This is a genomic window from Marinobacter sp. M3C, assembly GCF_023311895.1.
GTDB lineage: Bacteria > Pseudomonadota > Gammaproteobacteria > Pseudomonadales > Oleiphilaceae > Marinobacter.
Map to the genome: position 1 here is coordinate 4,169,014 of NZ_CP092284.1, position 18,288 is coordinate 4,187,301.

The 18,288-nt window shown below is 56.6% G+C and carries 16 protein-coding genes; 13 read left to right on the forward strand and 3 right to left on the reverse strand.

All coding sequences use genetic code 11. From position 1 onward, the window contains the following. On the forward strand, positions 1-969 hold the full coding sequence (gene epmA, locus MIH18_RS19605) for an EF-P lysine aminoacylase EpmA (protein ID WP_249013290.1): 969 nt from the start codon (positions 1-3) through the stop codon (positions 967-969). Between the two features lie 32 nt (positions 970-1,001). Here epmA and asd read toward each other — a convergent pair whose 3' ends face one another. Together asd and rsgA are read right to left on the reverse strand one after the other, a co-directional pair. Next, the gene (gene asd / locus MIH18_RS19610) at positions 1,002-1,871 is read right to left on the reverse strand and encodes an archaetidylserine decarboxylase (protein ID WP_249005636.1); all 870 of its coding nucleotides are present in this window, start codon (positions 1,869-1,871) and stop codon (positions 1,002-1,004) included. 91 nt (positions 1,872-1,962) lie between these two features. Further along, positions 1,963-3,033 carry a small ribosomal subunit biogenesis GTPase RsgA gene (gene rsgA / locus MIH18_RS19615; RefSeq protein ID WP_249013291.1) on the reverse strand — a complete coding sequence of 357 codons (1,071 nt, stop codon included), beginning with the start codon at positions 3,031-3,033 and terminating at the stop codon, positions 1,963-1,965. 175 nt (positions 3,034-3,208) lie between these two features. Between rsgA and orn the strand changes: the two genes are divergently transcribed. Then, the gene (orn, locus tag MIH18_RS19620) at positions 3,209-3,751 is read left to right on the forward strand and encodes an oligoribonuclease (protein WP_249005634.1); all 543 of its coding nucleotides are present in this window, start codon (positions 3,209-3,211) and stop codon (positions 3,749-3,751) included. Between the two features lie 60 nt (positions 3,752-3,811). Here orn and queG read toward each other — a convergent pair whose 3' ends face one another. Further along, entirely contained in the window at positions 3,812-4,918 is a 1,107-nt protein-coding gene (queG, locus tag MIH18_RS19625) for a tRNA epoxyqueuosine(34) reductase QueG (RefSeq protein ID WP_249005633.1), read from the reverse strand. A 279-nt stretch (positions 4,919-5,197) separates the two neighbouring features. Here queG and MIH18_RS19630 point away from each other — a divergent pair, with 279 nt between their 5' ends. From MIH18_RS19630 to MIH18_RS19680, 11 genes are all read left to right on the forward strand, one after another. Continuing rightward, on the forward strand, positions 5,198-6,709 hold the full coding sequence (locus MIH18_RS19630; protein ID WP_249014653.1) for an NAD(P)H-hydrate dehydratase: 1,512 nt from the start codon (positions 5,198-5,200) through the stop codon (positions 6,707-6,709). A 59-nt stretch (positions 6,710-6,768) separates the two neighbouring features. Next, a complete protein-coding gene (tsaE, locus tag MIH18_RS19635) occupies positions 6,769-7,284 on the forward strand; it encodes a tRNA (adenosine(37)-N6)-threonylcarbamoyltransferase complex ATPase subunit type 1 TsaE (RefSeq protein WP_249013292.1) in 516 nt (171 codons plus the stop codon). 14 nt (positions 7,285-7,298) lie between these two features. Next, on the forward strand, positions 7,299-8,669 hold the full coding sequence (locus tag MIH18_RS19640; RefSeq protein ID WP_249013293.1) for an N-acetylmuramoyl-L-alanine amidase: 1,371 nt from the start codon (positions 7,299-7,301) through the stop codon (positions 8,667-8,669). 57 nt (positions 8,670-8,726) lie between these two features. Further along, positions 8,727-10,628 (forward strand): DNA mismatch repair endonuclease MutL, encoded by a 1,902-nt coding sequence (gene mutL, locus MIH18_RS19645; RefSeq protein ID WP_249013294.1) that lies wholly within the window; start codon positions 8,727-8,729, stop codon positions 10,626-10,628. Next, complete coding sequence (miaA, locus tag MIH18_RS19650) at positions 10,628-11,686, forward strand: tRNA (adenosine(37)-N6)-dimethylallyltransferase MiaA (protein ID WP_249005629.1); 1,059 nt, start codon at positions 10,628-10,630, stop codon at positions 11,684-11,686. The genes mutL and miaA overlap by 1 nt, the downstream gene beginning before the upstream one ends. Positions 11,687-11,722: 36 nt before the next feature. Then, complete coding sequence (gene hfq / locus MIH18_RS19655) at positions 11,723-11,983, forward strand: RNA chaperone Hfq (RefSeq protein WP_249005628.1); 261 nt, start codon at positions 11,723-11,725, stop codon at positions 11,981-11,983. A 131-nt stretch (positions 11,984-12,114) separates the two neighbouring features. After that, positions 12,115-13,413: a ribosome rescue GTPase HflX gene (hflX, locus tag MIH18_RS19660; protein WP_249005627.1), complete on the forward strand. Its 1,299-nt coding sequence runs from the start codon at positions 12,115-12,117 to the stop codon at positions 13,411-13,413. A 78-nt stretch (positions 13,414-13,491) separates the two neighbouring features. Beyond that, positions 13,492-14,682, forward strand: a complete 1,191-nt coding sequence (gene hflK / locus MIH18_RS19665; protein ID WP_249005626.1) for an FtsH protease activity modulator HflK — start codon at positions 13,492-13,494, stop codon at positions 14,680-14,682. Between the two features lie 2 nt (positions 14,683-14,684). Then, positions 14,685-15,560, forward strand: a complete 876-nt coding sequence (gene hflC / locus MIH18_RS19670; RefSeq protein WP_249005625.1) for a protease modulator HflC — start codon at positions 14,685-14,687, stop codon at positions 15,558-15,560. 131 nt (positions 15,561-15,691) lie between these two features. Continuing rightward, entirely contained in the window at positions 15,692-16,873 is a 1,182-nt protein-coding gene (locus MIH18_RS19675) for an ATP phosphoribosyltransferase regulatory subunit (protein WP_249005624.1), read from the forward strand. A gap of 86 nt (positions 16,874-16,959) precedes the next feature. Then, the gene (locus MIH18_RS19680; RefSeq protein ID WP_249005623.1) at positions 16,960-18,255 is read left to right on the forward strand and encodes an adenylosuccinate synthase; all 1,296 of its coding nucleotides are present in this window, start codon (positions 16,960-16,962) and stop codon (positions 18,253-18,255) included. Positions 18,256-18,288: the final 33 nt, after the last annotated feature.

Below are 18,288 nucleotides of genomic sequence, written 5' to 3' on the forward strand. Positions count from 1 at the left end.
ATGAGCAACGCTGATAGCTGGCAGCCCAGCGCTGCCAGCCGAGCCCTGAAAGGCCGCGCACAACAACTGTCGTTTTTGCGCGGCTTTTTTGCGCAGCGCCAAGTGCTGGAGGTTGAAACCCCGGTGCTTGGCCGCTGCGGCGTCACCGATCCCAATCTACTCGGTATTGCTGCCCGGGTGAGCGCAGCGGGCCGCCAAGGCGGTTGGTTGCAGACTTCCCCGGAATATCACATGAAACGCTTGTTGGCCGCCGGCTGTGGCGATATCTACCAGGTTACAAAAGTGTTTCGCGACGGTGAAAGCGGGCGCCGGCACAACCCCGAATTTTCCATGCTGGAATGGTACCGCTGCGGCTTTGATGACCAAACCCTGATGAACGAAGTAGCGGACTTGGTCTGTTCCTGGCTTGACTGCCCGCGACCGCACACTCTGAGTTATCGCGAAGCGCTTCGCCGCTGGGCGCATATTGATCCGTTCACCTGCACCGATGCGCAGCTGCACGCCCGCTGCGGGCAATGGATGGAGCCGCAGCAGCTTGCGGGTATGAGTCGCGATGACTGCCTGGACTTGCTGATGAGTTTTGCGGTGGAGCCCCGATTAGGGCTGGATTGCCCGGTGTTCATCCACCAGTATCCGGCGTCACAGGCCTCGCTGGCGCGCACCAGCCAGGTTGGCGGTTTCGCGGTAGCTCATCGCTTTGAGTTGTATATTAATGGACTGGAGTTGTGTAACGGCTACTGGGAGCTGACGGATGCGGGTGAGCAGCGCCGGCGTTTTGCAGCGGATAACCGGCTGCGTCAGGCTCGCGGCCAGACAGTCATGGAGCAAGACGACGCTTTTCTGGCCGCGATGGACAGCGGTTTTCCCGATTGCGCCGGCGTTGCTCTGGGGCTGGACCGGTTGTTGATGCTGAAGCTGGGTGTCAGTTCGATTGATGACGTGCTGGCCTTCCCATTCGCCAAGGCTTGAGCGCGATAGTTTTCAAGTACAAGCTGCCAACTTCAAACTTCGACCTGGCCGAAAACTTCGCCTAACCGCACTTTTTTTCCGGGTTTTTGGGCATCATTCCACTGCGCTCGGCCTTTTGGCATCACCATCACGACTGTGGATCCCAGGCGGAAGCGACCCACTTCCTCACCCCGTGCAAACTTCAGGGCCTGCTCGCCGCTGTAGCTTTTCTGGCTGACACCGCCATCGCCTGGCGCCGCTCCCGGTTTCACGACGCCGGCCCAGGGTGTTTCCACACTGCCAACAATCATTGCACCTACCAATACCAGCGCCATTGGGCCGGCCGCGGTATCAAACATGCATACGACGCGTTCATTGCGGGCAAATAGATTGGGCACGCTGGCCGCTGTAGCTGGATTTACAGAGAACAATCGGCCGGGCACGTGCACCATTTCTCGCAACTGTCCGGCCATCGGCATGTGAATCCGATGATAATCACCGGGGGCCAGGTAAATGGTGGCGAATTCACCTTCGGCAAAGATATCGGCCCGTTGCTGATCGCCGCCTAACAGTTCCAGCAAGCTGAACGATTGGCCCTTGGCCTGAAAAATGCGGCCCCCGCTTATATTGCCCAACTGGCTGACACAACCGTCTACCGGGCTAACCAGCGTGCTTTCGTTACCCTCAATGGGTCGCAAACCAGGCTTGAGTGCTCGGGTAAAAAAATCATTGAAGCTGTCGTATGCATCGGGGTCACTGTTTTCAGCTTCGTTCATGTTTACGCCATAGCGGTTAATAAACCAGCGTATGAAGCGGTGGCGTAAGGCTGGCGTACCGGTGCTGTCAGCCAGGCGCCCAGCCAGACGGGAGAGTGGGAGCTGGGGCGTAAGATACTGGCTCAAAACAAACAGCTTTTCCATCATCAGAAAAATCCTTTAACTACGGTGGCGCGAAGTCGAACAAACGGCTCATTTCATCAAAAGGTTTATACCCTAACGCACAAGATTTACGGCGCTACCGTGTTCCGGGTTGGTCCAGTTTTAGGCCGCGAGCCTGCTGCTCTGCCATAGCTTGTAAAATGCGGTGGAAACTCCTTTTGCGTTCCGGGCTCAGGCGGCCGTCTTCCGCGGCGGCATCAATGGCGCAACCGGGGTCGCCGGCGTGGCGGCAGTTGCGGAACTTGCAGTAGCCCATCAGGTCGCGAATTTCGCGGAAGCCGTACTCGATTTCTTGCGGTGTCATGTGCCACAGGCCGAACTCGCGAATGCCCGGCGAGTCAATCAGGTCGCCACCGATGGGCAAATGAAACAGCTTGGCGGTGGTGGTGGTGTGAATGCCTTTGCCGGTGCTCTGCGACACTGCGCCCACCCGCAGCTCTTCATCGGGCAACAGGGTTTGAATAATGGACGATTTACCCACCCCAGACTGGCCCACAAATACCGTCGTGCGATCTTTCACCAGGGCTTCTACTTCCGGCGGTGGCTGGTTGCCGGCCAGGGTGGCAGACGTACGAACCACCTGGTAGCCCAGTGCTTCATAGCGCGCCAGCAGTGCGTTTATGGCGCCGCGGTTGTTGTCGTTGATCAGGTCGGTCTTGTTTAGCAGTAATATGGCCGGAATGTCAGTGGTTTCTGACGCCACCAGATAGCGGTCAATCAGGTTGTCATGGGGCTCGGGCTCGGGGGCAATCACCAGAATAATGTAGTCAATATTCGCCGCCACCGGTTTCAGCGCGCCGAAATTGTCCGGCCGTTGCAGCAGGTTGAGGCGTTCGCAGCGAGCGACGATCACTCCGGTCAGATTTTTACCGGAGCGCCAGATGACTTTGTCGCCGGTGACCAGGCTGTCGATATTGGCGCGCACAAAGCAGCGCACAACGGTGCCTTGGTGCTCGCCTTCAAGGGCTTCTACGTCCAGCTGCTGGCCATAGTGCGCAATAATCAAACCTTGAACTTCCGGCCCTAACTCACCCGCATCGACCTGCTCTTTTACTTGTTCTTCTTTGCGCGCGGCGCGTGCTGTCCGCTCGCCCTGAATTTTTTCGATACGCCATTGTTGCTGTTTGTTGAGTCGCCGTTTTGCCATAAATTTTTCATTAACCGGGTAAAGTTTCGGGGGTTGTTTCAATGCTGCTGTGTCATCATATTGGCATATTATTTGTCATACTACTTGGCATACTATCGGTTTAGCGACTGCACTACCGACTGTTGCGCTGATAAATTCCGGATTTTACCGTTAGCACCACGCAGGAGAAATACCGATGGCAAAGGGCAATCGCCTGGTCTGGATTGACTTGGAAATGACAGGTCTGGATCCGGAGCAGGAGCGCATTATCGAAATGGCTACCCTGATTACCGATTCCGAACTCAATCTGATTGCCGAAGGCCCGGTGCTTGCGGTATATCAGTCTGACACCCTGATGGGCGCGATGGACGAATGGTGTACCCGTACCCACGGCGAAAGTGGTCTGACCCAACGGGTAAAAGCCAGTCGCATCAGCGAAGCCGAAGCCGAGCAGCAAACCCTGGCGTTTTTGCGTGAACACCTGGAGCCGGGTGATTCTCCTCTGTGCGGCAACAGTATCGGCCAAGACCGGCGCTTTCTGGTCAAGTACATGCCGCAGCTGGAAGAGTTCTTCCATTACCGCAATCTGGATGTGTCTACCATCAAAGAGCTGGCGCGGCGTTGGCGCCCGGATGTGCTGGATGGAGTTAAGAAACAGGGCCATCATTTGGCGCTGGACGATATTCGCGATTCTATTAACGAGCTGCGCCATTATCGCGAGCACTTTTTCAAACTGTAAGATCGTTTAAATTCTGATGCGCTCAAGTCATACGAGCGCTCAGAGTGCAACGGCTGCCTTTCAAGGCCCCAGGCCGTGTTGGGCCAGCGCCCACTCCACATGCTCGCGTACCATCTCAGACGGGTAATCCTGACGCGCCCGCAGCGCTTCTATTACTGGAATGGTGGTAGGGGCGTTGCCCAGCCCGACCGCCAGATTGCGCAACCAGCCGTGATAACCGGTGCGGCGAATAGCCGAGCCTTCTGTACGCTGTAAAAACTGTTCTTCGCTCCACATCATCAGCGCTGCCAGAGACGTGTTATCCAGACCGTGGCGGGGTTTGAAGTCGTCTTCCTCTGAATGTTTGCTGAACTTGTTCCACGGGCACACCAACTGGCAGTCGTCGCAGCCAAACACCCGGTTGCCCATTAGCGGGCGCAGCTCTTCCGGAATACTCTCTTTCAATTCAATGGTCAAATAGCTTATGCAGCGCCGCGCATCCAGCATGTGCGCGTCTACAAATGCATCGGTAGGGCACAGCTGCAGGCAGGCCGAGCAGCTGCCGCAGTGGTCTGTTGTAAAGGGCGCGTCTACAGGTAAGGGCGCGCTGGTATAAATCTCCCCGAGGAAAAAGAACGAGCCGGCTTTGGGGTGTATCACCATGTTGTTTTTGCCAATCCAGCCCAGCCCGGCACGCTGGGCCAGAGCGCGTTCGAGCACAGGAGCACTGTCCACAAAGGCGCGATGCTGGTGGCCTTCAAGGGCGCTGTCGATACGTTTGGCCAGCTGCGCCAGGCGCTTCCGCATAAGCTTGTGGTAATCGCGTCCCAAGGTATAACGGCTGATGTACGCGTTTTCACGATTGCGAAGCGCCTGTTGTGGATTGTCGGGCAGCGTCAGGTAATCCATGCGCACGGAAATGACGCGCGCGGTACCCGGAACCAGCGATGCCGGGGTATAGCGTTTGTCGCCGTGGTTTGCCATGTAATCCATGGTGCCGTGGTAGCCCTGTTCGAGCCAGTGCTTAAGACGCTCCGCGTGCTCACCGGTATCTGCGTCGGTGATGCCCAGGTCGGCAAAACCCAGCTCTTGGGCCCAGTCGCGAATCTGTTGCACCAATGCCTGCAGATTCGCCTTCTGGTGACTGTTTTTTGCGCAGGTTGTTGATGTTGCAGGTGATGCTGTCATTGGCCGGCCGTGTGTGTGGGGCGAATCTGCGTTTTGCTGGCGTTGGCGTGCAGATTTAATTTGATTAAGTTGTGACCTTTTTTGTGGTTTTGCTATGATTTACAAATAGCTGGCAATTTGTCTTAAACCGGTTTCTTTGGCTTGGAGTGTCCGATGTCGTGGTCAGCAAGGCACAGTCTATCAGAGTCCTGTTTATCAGAGCTCCGTCTATTAGAACCCCATCTATCAAAGCCTGATCTGTCAGTGCCTACAGGGTTCGGTGCTGGCCTGCCACAGGCTTTGTACAGCGCCGGTTCGGTGCGCAATCTGGACCGGTACTTGATTGACGAACAAGGAGTCGACGGCTTTGAATTGATGCAGGCCGCTGCCCGCAGTGCTTTTCGCCAGCTTATGCGACGCTGGCCCCAGTGCCGTCACGTGCTGGTGCTTTGCGGGGCTGGCAACAATGGCGGCGACGGTTATTTATTGGCAACGTGCGCTCTGCGTCATGGCCTGGGCGTAACCTGCTTGGTGTTAACAGACTCCGCCAAACTGAAGGGTGATGCCCGTAAAGCCTGGCAGCGGGCGAGCGATCAAAAGATCAGCATGGTGACTGCAGCGCAGTTGGCGGACAAGGATTTGATCAGTTTGCTAGAACAGGCCGATGTGACGGTAGACGCCATGTTGGGTACGGGCCTGAATGGCGCACCGCGGGGCGAATTCGCGCGAGTTGTTGTGCTTTGCAATCAGTCGGCCGCGGGTGTTTTGGCGCTGGACGTTCCTTCAGGGCTCAATGCCACCACCGGAGCCGCCGCGGGCGATGTTGTGGCGGCAGACGCCACGGTAACGTTTATTGGACTGAAAGCCGGCCTGTTCACCGGCCATGGCCCCGCGGTTTGCGGTGAGGTGATTTTTGAAGATTTGGGTGCCGCCCAGCAGCTTGGTGGCTGTACCGAGCCGGTGTCGGCCACACGGGCCGACTGGTCCTCCGTTACTTTGGGTATTTCGAAGCGCGCTGCCAACGCGCACAAAGGCCATTTTGGCCATGTGCTAGTGGTTGCCGGCGATCGCGGTTTTGGTGGTGCGGGGTTGCTGGTGGCTGAGGCTGCTGCGCGCAGCGGTGCGGGCCTGGTTTCCTTGGCGACCCGGCAAGAGCACGTGGCTGCAGCACTGAGCCGGTGCCCGTCGATAATGAGCCACGGCGTTGTGCATGGCTCTGAGTTGGCGCCTCTGCTAGCGGCGGCAACCGTGGTGGTTTGTGGGCCAGGCCTTGGCCAGTCGGCCTGGGGCCAACAGATGCTGGAACAAGTGTTGGCATGTAACAAACCGCAGGTGCTGGATGCCGACGCTTTGAATCTGATGGCGGGCGGCCTGATGGCGAACAAAGCGTCGGTAGCCGCGGACAATCGTATTTTGACCCCTCACCCTGGGGAGGCTGCGCGCCTTCTGGGCTGCACCGTTGCAGAGGTGGAGCTTGACCGGTTAAGTGCAGCGCGCAAGTTACAGTCGCGGTACGGAGGCGCTATTCTACTTAAGGGTGCCGGCACCGTGATTGCGAGCATGCACGGTGAAATGTTTGTGGTCAGTGGCAGCAATCCGGGGTTGGCTACCGGGGGGATGGGGGATGTACTGACGGGTATTGCTGGTGGTTTATTGGCTCAGCTGAAGGATTCGACCCAGGCCGTCGTGACGGCCGCAGCCCTGCACCTGGCGGCAGCTAACTTGGCAACTCAGCAGTTTGGCTATATGGGCTTGCAGCCAACCGACGTTATTGATGCTTTGCCCCGGGTGTTAGCCTGCTCAGGGCATTGAATTGAACCGTCATTGAACGGAGCGTTGTGTAAACGAGTTCGCGGTACACAGGAGGACCTATGACAATTTTTGGTAGTGAGCGCCGGCTGTTCCTGGCGGATGACAGTGAAACCGAACGCTTGGGCCGGGAGCTGGCGCGCTTGGTCCAGCGTGCAGAAAGCGCGCTGGCGATTTATCTGGATGGTGATCTGGGCATGGGCAAAACCACACTCAGCCGCGGCCTGCTGCGCGGGTTAGGGCACGAGGGTGCGGTAAAGAGTCCGACGTACACCATTGTGGAGCCTTACGAGAATTTGCAGCCGCCGGTATACCATTTTGACCTGTATCGTCTGAAAGACCCGGAAGAACTGGAGTTCATGGGCATTCGTGATTATTTCAATGATCATAATTTATGCCTGGTGGAGTGGCCGGAAAGGGGCGAGGCGTTACTGCCCACGGCGGACCTGACAGTGCATCTGGAATCCCAGGGCAATGGTCGCTCGGCCATTTTGTGCGCTGGATCTCAGGTGGGTGCCGATATGCTGAACGATCTGGAAATAGTCGGCCCGGAAGTTATGCACCATACCGATTCGTGACAAAGGGATGTTCAATGGCTTACTTCTATAACAGGATCTGCGGCAGAGTCGTGCGGGCTTTTCTTGCCTTCAACCTGCTACTTCTCATGCAGGTGGTACAGGCAGGTACCCGTGTGGAAGGCCTGCGAATCTGGCCGGCGCCGGATCACACTCGCTTGGTCATCGATACGGCCGGCGAAGTAGATCACAATATTTTCGCGTTGGCGGGTCCAGACCGCCTGGTTATTGACCTGAAAGACACCCGGTTGCAGACGAGCCTGGACAAGCTGGACTTGTCTGGCAGCCCTATCCGCCGCATTCGCAGCGCGGTGCGCAATGGTAAAGACCTGAGGGTTGTGCTGGACCTGCAAAAAAGCGTGAAACCTCGCAGCTTTTTATTAAAACCGAACCAGCAATACGGCCACCGTTTGGTGGTAGACCTGATTGACGAGGGCGGCACCCGCATTGATAGGGCCAAGGCGGCAAAGCCTACCGTTACCCATGACTCCGCGGGTAAACGCGACATTGTCATAGTGATTGACGCTGGCCACGGCGGCGAAGACCCGGGCGCTATCGGGCCCCGCGGTACTCGTGAAAAAGACGTGGTGCTGAACATGGCCAAAACCCTGCACGACCTTATCAACAGTCGCCCGGGCTACAGCGCCAAGCTGACCCGTACCGGCGACTACTACATAGGCCTGCGCAATCGCACGCTTCTGGCGCGTAAATACAACGCTGATCTTTTCGTGTCAGTGCATGCGGATGCGTTCCGCACGCCACAGCCAAAAGGGGCATCGGTATTTGCTCTGTCGCAACGGGGAGCGACCAGTGAGACGGCACGTTGGTTGGCGCAAAGCGAAAACCGCTCTGACCTGATTGGCGGCTCAGGCGTCTCGCTGGAAGGCCGCGATGACACCCTTGCCGGGGTTCTTCTGGATTTGTCTATGACGGCCAGCATTAACGCCAGCCTGGGTGTGGGTAGCGCAATACTGGGGCAGTTGGGTGGAGTGACCGAGCTTCACAAGCCCGGCGTAGAGCAGGCCGCTTTTGTGGTGCTCAAGTCTCCGGATATACCGTCTATATTGGTGGAGGCCGGCTTTATCTCAAATCCTCAGGAAGAGAAGAACTTGTCCACTGAGCTCTATCGTAAGCGCCTATCGGCTGCAATTATGACCGGTATTGACGGCTATTTCCGCAAAACACCGCCGCCGGGTACTTTGCTGGCGCGGCAGAAGCATAACGGCCAGATGCAGAATAGTGTGAGCCGCTACCGCATCCAGCGAGGCGACACCTTGTCTGACCTGGCTCGGGAAAATCAGCTGTCCGTGCGCGAGCTTATGCACCTTAACGGCATGCAGAGCGACCGTGTTATGGTAGGCCAAACCATTACCATTCCTGCCAGTTGAGCGATTAGCTGAGCGGCTTGCTCAATAACTCGTTGAAAAAAGAGGTCCGCGTCAGACATGCCCCACATACATTTGCTGTCCCCCCGGCTCGCTAACCAGATCGCCGCCGGTGAGGTGGTGGAGCGGCCGGCGTCTGTGGTCAAAGAGCTGATAGAAAACGCTCTGGATGCGGGTGCCAGTCGGGTGGATGTGGACATAGAGCAGGGCGGCGTCAAGCTGATCCGGGTGCGCGACGACGGCTGTGGTATCGCCGCTGAAGACCTGTCCCTGGCCCTGAGCCGCCACGCCACCAGCAAGATTACCAGTCTCGATGACCTTGAGGCAGTCGCGTCGCTGGGTTTTCGTGGTGAGGCACTGGCCAGTATCAGTTCCGTATCCCGCCTGAGCCTGACCTCGCGCACCGAAAATCAGGAAGCCGCAAGCAAAGTCGAAGTGGAAGGCCGCGATATGGACGCGCACGTATCGCCGGCGGCGCACCCGGTGGGTTCCACGGTAGAGGTTCGCGATCTGTTTTTTAACACGCCGGCAAGGCGCAAGTTTTTGCGTACTGAAAAAACCGAATTTGGCCACGTGGAAGAGTGCGTCCGGCGCCAGGCTCTAAGTCGCTTCGATACCGGCTTCAATCTGCGCCATAACCAGCGTGCCGTGCAAAGCCTGCGACCGGCCTTGTCAGAGCTAGATAGAGAACGGCGGATTGCGTCGCTGTGTGGTCAGAAGTTTATCGACAATGCAGTGGTCATTAGCGCCGAAGCCACCGGTTTGAAACTTTGGGGCTGGGTTGCTCTGCCCACCTTTTCCCGCAGTCAGGCTGACCTTCAGTACTTTTTCGTCAACGGTCGCGTGATTCGTGATCGCTTAGTAGCGCATGCCGTACGCCAAGCTTACCGCGATGTGCTGTACAACAATCGCCACGCCGCTTTTGTGCTGTATCTGGAAGTAGACCCGGGGTCGGTGGATGTGAATGTGCACCCGACCAAGCACGAGGTGCGCTTCCGCGATGGCCGTCTGGTCCACGATTTTCTGTTTCGTACTCTGCACAAAGCGCTGGCGGACGTGCGTCCGGACGACCACTTGCGTGGTGCGGTAGCGCAGTCTCTGGGCCGCGAAAACGCGGTTGCAGCCGGTACGGGGTTTGCGGCTTCTGCTGAAGGGCTCCGCTCACCAGGTTCGGCCGCGAGTGAATCGACTTTGGGCTACCCGGGCGGCCTCGAGCGAACGCCTGGTCAAGTGACACACCCAGATCCGCAACATCAGTGGCAAGCCAGTGACCAGCTTGGTTTTTATCAGGCCCTGAATGCCGGGGGAGGCGTGTCTGCGGGCCACCAGGCAAGGGTTGCCGCCGCCCCTTCGCAAATGCCCGAAGACAGCGAACAAGAACCGCCTTTGGGCTACGCCATTGCCCAGTTGCACGGCATTTATATTCTGGCACAGAGCCGCGCCGGATTGATTATGGTGGATATGCACGCGGCGCACGAACGCATTACGTATGAGCGCATGAAACAGGCGTTGGCTCAGCAGGATCTGAAAAGCCAGCCTTTGTTGGTGCCGCTATCGCTGGCAGTCAGCCAAAAAGAGGCCGGACTGGTTGAGACCCACGGCGATGAACTGCAACAGCTGGGCCTTGTAATAGAGCGCATTGGGCCAGAGACGCTGGCGGTGCGACAAATTCCAGCGTTGTTGCGCGGTGCCGATGGTGAACAGCTGGTGCGGGATGTGCTGTCTGACTTGATTGAGCATGGCCAGAGTGACAGGGTACAGGCCGTCACTCAGGAATTATTGGGCACCATGGCGTGCCACGGATCGGTGCGGGCCAACCGCCAGTTAACTGTTCCGGAGATGAACTCGCTGCTGAGGGACATGGAGGCCACTGAGCGCAGCGGCCAATGCAACCATGGTCGCCCAACCTGGACAGTGATGACTCTGGCCGAGTTGGACAAACTGTTTCTACGGGGGCGTTGATGAACGCTGTCGGTTCTGCCGATCAACCCGCGGCGGCAGCATTGCCTCCTGCTATTTTCATTATGGGGCCCACCGCCTCCGGTAAAACAGACCTGGCTCTCCAGCTTTGCAAACGTTTGCCCTGCGATATTATTAGCGTAGATTCGGCGATGATTTATCGCGGTATGGATATTGGTACTGCCAAGCCCAGTGCCGCCGAGCTGGCGCAGGCGCCTCACCGCCTGATTGATATCTGTGACCCTGCTGACACCTATTCTGCGGCTGATTTTCGTCGGGATGCCCTGGCCGAAATGGCTAAAATCACGGCAGCAGGTCGCATTCCGCTGTTAGTGGGTGGCACCATGATGTATTTCAAAGCGTTGCTTCATGGCATGTCGGATTTGCCATCGGCGAGCCCGCAAGTGCGCGAGCAGCTGGTGCAGCAGGCTCAACTGCAGGGCTGGGAAGCGCTGCATCGAGAGTTAGCCGCGGCGGACCCGGTTGCGGCTCGGCTTATTCATCCTAATAACCGACAGCGGCTGATCCGCGCGTTGGAAGTGCAGCGCGTGACAGGGCAGCCGATTTCGTCATTGTGGCAAGCACCGCCTGCAGTGTTCGCCAGCACGGCGGACGTCAACGCTGCTGATAATAAGGATTACACTTATGTCACCCGTTGGCAGGCAGACGCAGGCCCCTGCCTTCCGTATACTGTTGCACAGTTGGCGATAGCGCCGCAGCAGCGCAAGATGCTGCATGAGCGTATTTACCAGCGTTTTGTGACTATGCTGGATTCAGGTCTATTGAGCGAAGTAGAAGGCCTGATGGCTCGCGGTGATCTTGATCCTTCTATGCCATCTATGCGCTGTGTAGGTTATCGCCAAGCATGGGAGCATTTGTCTGGCCAGTGTAACTATGCGACTTTTGTGGATAAAGGGGCTGCCGCCACCCGTCAGTTGGCCAAGCGGCAGCTTACATGGCTGCGAAAATGGCCGGATGCGCTTTGGCTGGACAGTGATAGCAAAGATATCATTGCGGACGCCTTGAAAAAAGCCGGTCTTAGCACCACATTAAAACCTTAAATTGACGATCTGACTTACTCAAACAGGAGAACACACATGTCAAAAGGGCATTCTTTACAAGACCCTTACCTGAATGCGCTGCGGAAAGAGCGCATTCCCGTTTCTATCTTTTTGGTCAATGGCATAAAATTGCAGGGCCAGATCGAATCTTTCGACCAATTTGTTATTTTGCTGAAAAACACCGTCAGTCAGATGGTCTATAAGCACGCTATATCTACCGTTGTGCCGGCAAGGAATGTTCGTATTCCGCCGCAGAATCCTGCAGGCGAGGAGGATGAGGGCGAGTCTGAAGACTGATTCTTCTGTCCTTCTGTGCTGGTTCCAGTGGTACACCCACGCCCCTGACGAACCCTAGGGTTCCACAGGGGCGTGGGTGTTTGCTTATATGAGTTTGGCTTCTTGATTGCGTAACCCGGAGAAACTGCCCATTGTTTGAGCGTCCTGACGTTGGTGAGCGTGCGGTTTTGGTCAATATTAATTTTACCGCGCACGATGGAAATGAAGACCCTGGCGAATTTCGCGAGCTGGTCATTTCTGCTGGTGTAGAGCCTGTGGATACAGTCACCGGGTCGCGTAAGCAGCCGAGCCCGCGCTTTTTTGTGGGTGATGGCAAGCTTGAGGAGATCCGCGCTGCAATAGCCGCGGCAGAGGCAGACGTGGTGCTGTTCAATCATTCCCTAAGTCCCAGCCAGGAACGCAACATTGAGCGCGAACTGCAGTGCCGGGTGTTGGACCGCACTGGCGTTATTCTGGATATTTTTGCACAGCGTGCCCGCACTCACGAAGGTAAGTTGCAGGTAGAGCTTGCACAGCTCCAACATATGTCAACGCGTCTGGTGCGGGGCTGGACTCATTTGGAACGTCAAAAAGGCGGTATTGGCCTGCGTGGCCCCGGTGAAACCCAGCTCGAAACTGACCGCCGGTTGCTGCGCGAGCGCATTAAGTCGATCAACAAGCGTCTTGAAAAAGTGCGCAGGCAGCGTGACCAGGGGCGCCGGGCACGGGTGCGGGCTGATGTGCCTACGGTGTCGCTGGTTGGCTATACCAACGCTGGAAAATCTACACTATTCAACCGAATCACCAGTTCCGACGTATACACTGCGGACCAGTTGTTCGCGACGCTCGACCCGACTATGCGGCGCCTGGAACTTCCGGATATCGGCGCGGTCATTCTGGCGGACACGGTAGGCTTCATCCGCCACTTGCCACACAAACTGGTAGAATCGTTTCGTGCCACACTGGAAGAAACGAACGAAGCAGCACTGCTGTTGCATGTGATTGATTGTCACGACGAACGTCGCGATGACAATATAGCCCAGGTAGAAGATGTGCTGGCGGAGATCGGCGCTGATGAAGTGCCGGTTCTACAGGTGTTTAACAAAACGGATCTGCTAGACGATTTTGTTCCACGAGTGGATCGCAATCAAGAAGGCGTGCCGGTGAGGGCCTGGGTGTCGGCAGTCACCGGGGACGGTTTACAGGGGCTTTTTGATGCCGTTGTAGAGCGTCTGGCGGAAGACGTTGTCCATCATTTTGTTGTGCTGGGACCGGCCGATGGCAGGTTCCGTGCGCTGCTTCATGAAGCGGGTTCGGTATTGAGCGAGTCCAGCCGGGAAACCGGTGAAACCATACTGGAAGTGCGATTGCAAAACCGCGACTGGCATCAGCTACTGAGCCGGGCGGGAGTGCGGGAGGATGAACTGGTGTTTCGGACAGGCGGCGAGTGAAAACCATCGCCTATTGCCCGAAAGCCAATAAATCCCTAGTATTTGCAGCCATTCGACATGTTAGGAACGGAGAGTACTATGGCCTGGAATGAACCGGGTGGGAACCGCAACGATAACGACCCTTGGGGTAACGGCGGTAGCGGAAAAGATAAAGGACCACCAGATCTCGACGAAGCTCTGAAAAGAGGCCTCGACAAGCTCAACAGTCTTCTGGGTGGAAAGGGTAAAGGCAACAAGTCTGGCGGCGGTGGCAACATGGGCATCGGCGGCAGTTCTGGTGGTTTTGGTGCCATTTTGGCGCTGGCCGGCATACTAGTTATTGGTTATGTCACTTTTCAATCGTTCTACACCGTAGACGAGCAAGAGCGTGCAGTGGTGTTACGTTTTGGTGAGTACAACCGCACCGAAAGTCCTGGCTTGCGCTTTAAAGTGCCACTAATTGACGATGTCACAAAAGTGGGTGTAACCAACGTACGTACCGCGCAGTCTAGTGGCCAGATGTTGACCCAAGACGAAAACCTGGTAACAGTTGACCTTCAGGTTCAGTACCGGGTCGGTGATGCCAAATCTTACGTTTTGAACGTGCGTGATTCCAACCAGGCTTTGGCGTTTGCCACTGACAGCGCGCTGCGCCATGAAGTGGGCAGTGCCACGCTGGACGACGTTTTGACAGAAGGCCGTGCCCAGCTCGGCGTGATGGTTGAACAGCGCCTGCAGAAATTTCTGGTCGATTACGGCACAGGCCTTGAAATTGTACGCGTTAACGTAGAAAGCACCCAGCCGCCACCCGCGGTACAGGATGCCTTCCGCGAAGTACAGCGCGCCCGTGAAGACGAGCAGCGAGTGAAAGAAGAAGCAGAAACCTACCGCAATAAGGTGGTGCCTGAAGCGCGTGGTGAAGCCCAGCGCATGCTTGAAGAAGCCAACGCTTACAAAGCGCAGGTAACCGAACGTGCCAACGGTGAAACAGCTCGCTTCCTCGAGGTGCTTGCGGTATATCAGCAAGCACCGGTCGTTACCCGCGAGCGGATGTATCTGCAGACCATGGAGACCGTGTTGTCAAACAGCAGCAAAGTGTTGGTTGATACCGAAAGCAGCGGCAATATGATGCTGCTGCCTCTGGATCGGTTGACCCAAGGCGCATCGGCAGCGCTCAGAGACGGCAGTGGTAGCAGTAGTGCTTCTCGGGCAGATATTCAGGATGTCACCAATCAGGTGATCCAGGAAATGAACACCCGTCAAGACACCAACGCCCGAAGGAGCAGATAATCATGGGACCTAAAAGTATTGTTGGTCTTGCAGGCGCCCTGATTGTAGTCCTGCTGGTATTATCGAGCGTGTTTATTATTCCAGAGACTCACCGCGGCGTAAAACTGCGCTTTGGTGAACTGGTGCAGACCGATATTCAGGCTGGCATTCACTTTAAAGTGCCGGTGATTGACCAAGTACGTGAGTTCGACATCCGTATTTTGACCATGGATCTGCCAACCCGGCAGTACTTGACGGTCGAAAAGAAACCACTGGATGTGGATTCCTACGTTGCCTGGAAAATTCGCGATGTGGACCAGTTTTACCGCGCCACCGGTGGCGACGAACTCCGTGCTCAGTCGCTGCTGTTATCACGGGTCGACAACGGTCTGCGTAATCAGTTCGGTGTTCGCACCATGGTGGAGGTAGTATCTGGTGAGCGCGACGAGCTGATGAGGAACCTGATTGACCTGGTCAACCAAACCTCCGTCAGTGAGTTTGGCATCGAAGTACGGGATATACGGGTAAAGGGTATAGAATTTCCCGGTCAGGTAAGTGAAAACGTTTTCCGCCGTATGGCGACAGAACGGATGAAACTGGCGCAGGAGTTCCGTTCCCGCGGTCGCGAGCTGGCAGAAGGCATTCGTGCTGACGCCGACCGCCAGCGCACCGTCGTTCTGGCAGAGGCGTTCTCGCGCTCAGAAACGACGCGTGGTGAAGGCGACGGCCAGGCGGCAAGAACCTATGCCGACGCTTATGGCGAGAACCCAGACTTCTACAGCTTCTACCGAAGCCTGGAAGCCTACCGTAATACCTTTGCGAACAAGGATGATCTGATGGTGATTGACGCCAACAGCGCTTTTCTTAAGTTCCTGAAGGACCCCCAGGGCGCTAATTAAGCCCGGGTAGAAAACGAAAAAACCGGAATACTCAGGTACTCCGGTTTTTTTGTGTCTGCCGAGAGTGTAGACTCTGACCGGTTTGGGTTCCGGGATGCTCCCGGCGTGGTTAAAACAGATAACGGAATCTCATGACAGTATCTGATCGCTGGCTGTTGCCAGACGGTGTCGAGGATATTCTGCCGCCCCTTGCGGGTCAGATTGAATCTTTGCGCCGCAACATTATGGACGTATGTCAGCATTGGGGTTACCAACTGGTGATTCCTCCGCTGATAGAGTACCTGGAGTCGCTGTTTACCGGCACAGGGCATGATCTTGAGTTACAAACGTTCAAGTTGACGGACCAGCTGACGGGCCGAATGATGGGTGTGCGCGCCGACATGACGCCTCAGGCCGCGCGCATTGACGCCCATACTCTGGCGCAGGAAGGTATCACCCGGCTGTGTTACGTCGGGCACGTGTTACACACCCGTCCCCGGCACATGCTGACAGGCCGTACGCCTATTCAGGCCGGCTGCGAGTTGTTTGGCAGCAGCTCTGAAAGCGCCGATATGGAAATTATCAGTCTGGCGCTGGAAGCGTTGAGTGTTGCCGGTCTGCCGGCTATTCACATGGACCTGGCACACGTGGCTATCTACCAGCATCTGATCGCCGATGCGGGTTTTGACCGCGATACCGAAGCCGCAGTGTTTGACGCCATGGGCCGTAAATCCTTGCCCGAACTGAACGTTTTGTTGGGTGACGAAGCAGCGGACAGCGCCGGTGGGCGTCTGCGCCGCCTGGCTGCCGTAAGTGGAGGTCGTGAGGCGCTGGATCAGGCCCGGGATATTGTTCAAGGTGCCTCCGCCGAGCTGGACTCGGCGTTGGATCAACTGGGTCGGGTGGCCGATACGCTTAGCCAACAGTTTCCGGGTATTCGCCTGGGCTTCGACTTCTGTGAATTACGGGGTTACAACTACCACACCGGCCTGGTGTTTGCCGCTTACGTGCCCGGCCATGGCGACGCAGTTGCGAAAGGCGGCCGTTACGATGCCATTGGCAGTGATTTTGGCCGCTCACGGCCGGCAACCGGTTTCAGTCTGGACCTTCGCGCGCTGGTGGCTTTGGGCAGCAGCACGGCACCTGCGCAGGGTGCAATCTGGGCCCCTGCAGACCCCGACCCCACACTGGCCGTGGCCATTGTGGAATTACGACACAGCGATACGGTTATCCGCGCACTGCCGGAAGACCACAATTGCGATCCTGGTGCTCGCGGCTGTGATCGCCAGCTGGTGAAGTACCAAGGCCAGTGGATTGTTGAAAAACTCGGCTGACGCGCTACCGCGTTGGTATTTATTGGACTTTTAATAGTCAAACTTGCAGGCCGTTCATTATTGGCCGGCCGCACAGAGAGAGAATCATGGGCAAAAATGTTGTTGTGCTGGGTACCCAATGGGGTGACGAGGGTAAGGGCAAGATTGTAGACCTGCTTACCGAAAAGGTAGCCGCAGTCGTGCGCTTCCAGGGTGGCCACAACGCTGGCCATACGCTGGTGATTGAGGGCAAGAAAACAGCTTTGCACTTGATCCCGTCTGGTATTTTGCGTCGGGACGTTCAGTGCCTGATTGGTAACGGCGTGGTGCTCTCGCCGGAAGCGTTGTTGAAAGAAGTGCGGGAGCTGGAAAACAATGGTGTTGCGGTCCGCGACCGTCTCAAAATCAGTCTTGCGTGCCCATTGATCCTGCGTACCCACGTGCGCATCGATGTGGCCCGTGAACACGCCCGTGGTAACGATAAAATCGGCACCACCGGCCGTGGCATTGGCCCCGCTTACGAAGACAAAGTGTCGCGCCGTGGCCTGCGGGTGGGCGATTTGTGCAACATGGCTGAGTTTGAAGTCAAGCTGCGCGAAATCATGAGCTTCCACAACTTTGTGCTGACCGAGTACTTCAAGGAAGAAGCTGAAGACGTCGATGCGGCTCTGGCCGAGTTGCGCCAGATGGGTGAGGAGATTCTGCCGATGGCGGCTGATGTCACCGATTTGCTGCACGATTATCGCAAACGCGGCGAGCACATCATGTTCGAAGGCGCCCAGGGCTCTTTGCTGGACATTGATTTGGGCACCTATCCGTACGTGACTTCTTCCAACACCACAGCTGGCGGCACCGCTACCGGGTCTGGTTTTGGCCCGTTGTTTCTGGATTATGTGCTGGGTATCACCAAAGCCTACACCACCCGTGTTGGCGCTGGTCCGTTCCCCACCGAACTGTTTGATGAAATGGGTAAGTACCTGTCGGTGAAAGGCAATGAAGTAGGCACCACCACTGGCCGTGCACGGCGCTGTGGCTGGTTTGACGCGGTTGCTTTGCGCCACGCCATTCAGATCAACAGCGTATCGGGTATTTGCCTGACCAAGCTCGATGTTCTGGACGGCATGGACGTGGTTAAGGTGTGCATCGGCTATAAAACGCCGAAGGGTGAAATTACCCGCCCGCCCATTGGCTGCGATACTTACAAAGACATCGAGCCGATTTATGTGGATCTGCCGGGCTGGCACGAAAGCACTGTAGGGCTGACCCGTCTCGACCAGCTGCCCGAAAATGCTCGAGCCTATATTCGCTTCCTGGAAGAACAGATTGAAGCGCCGATTGACATCATTTCTACCGGTCCTGACCGAGTTGAAACGATTGTTTTGCGCCATCCGTTTGGTGAGTAGTACGCCAGGTGCAGGGACAGAGTTCAAATCTGT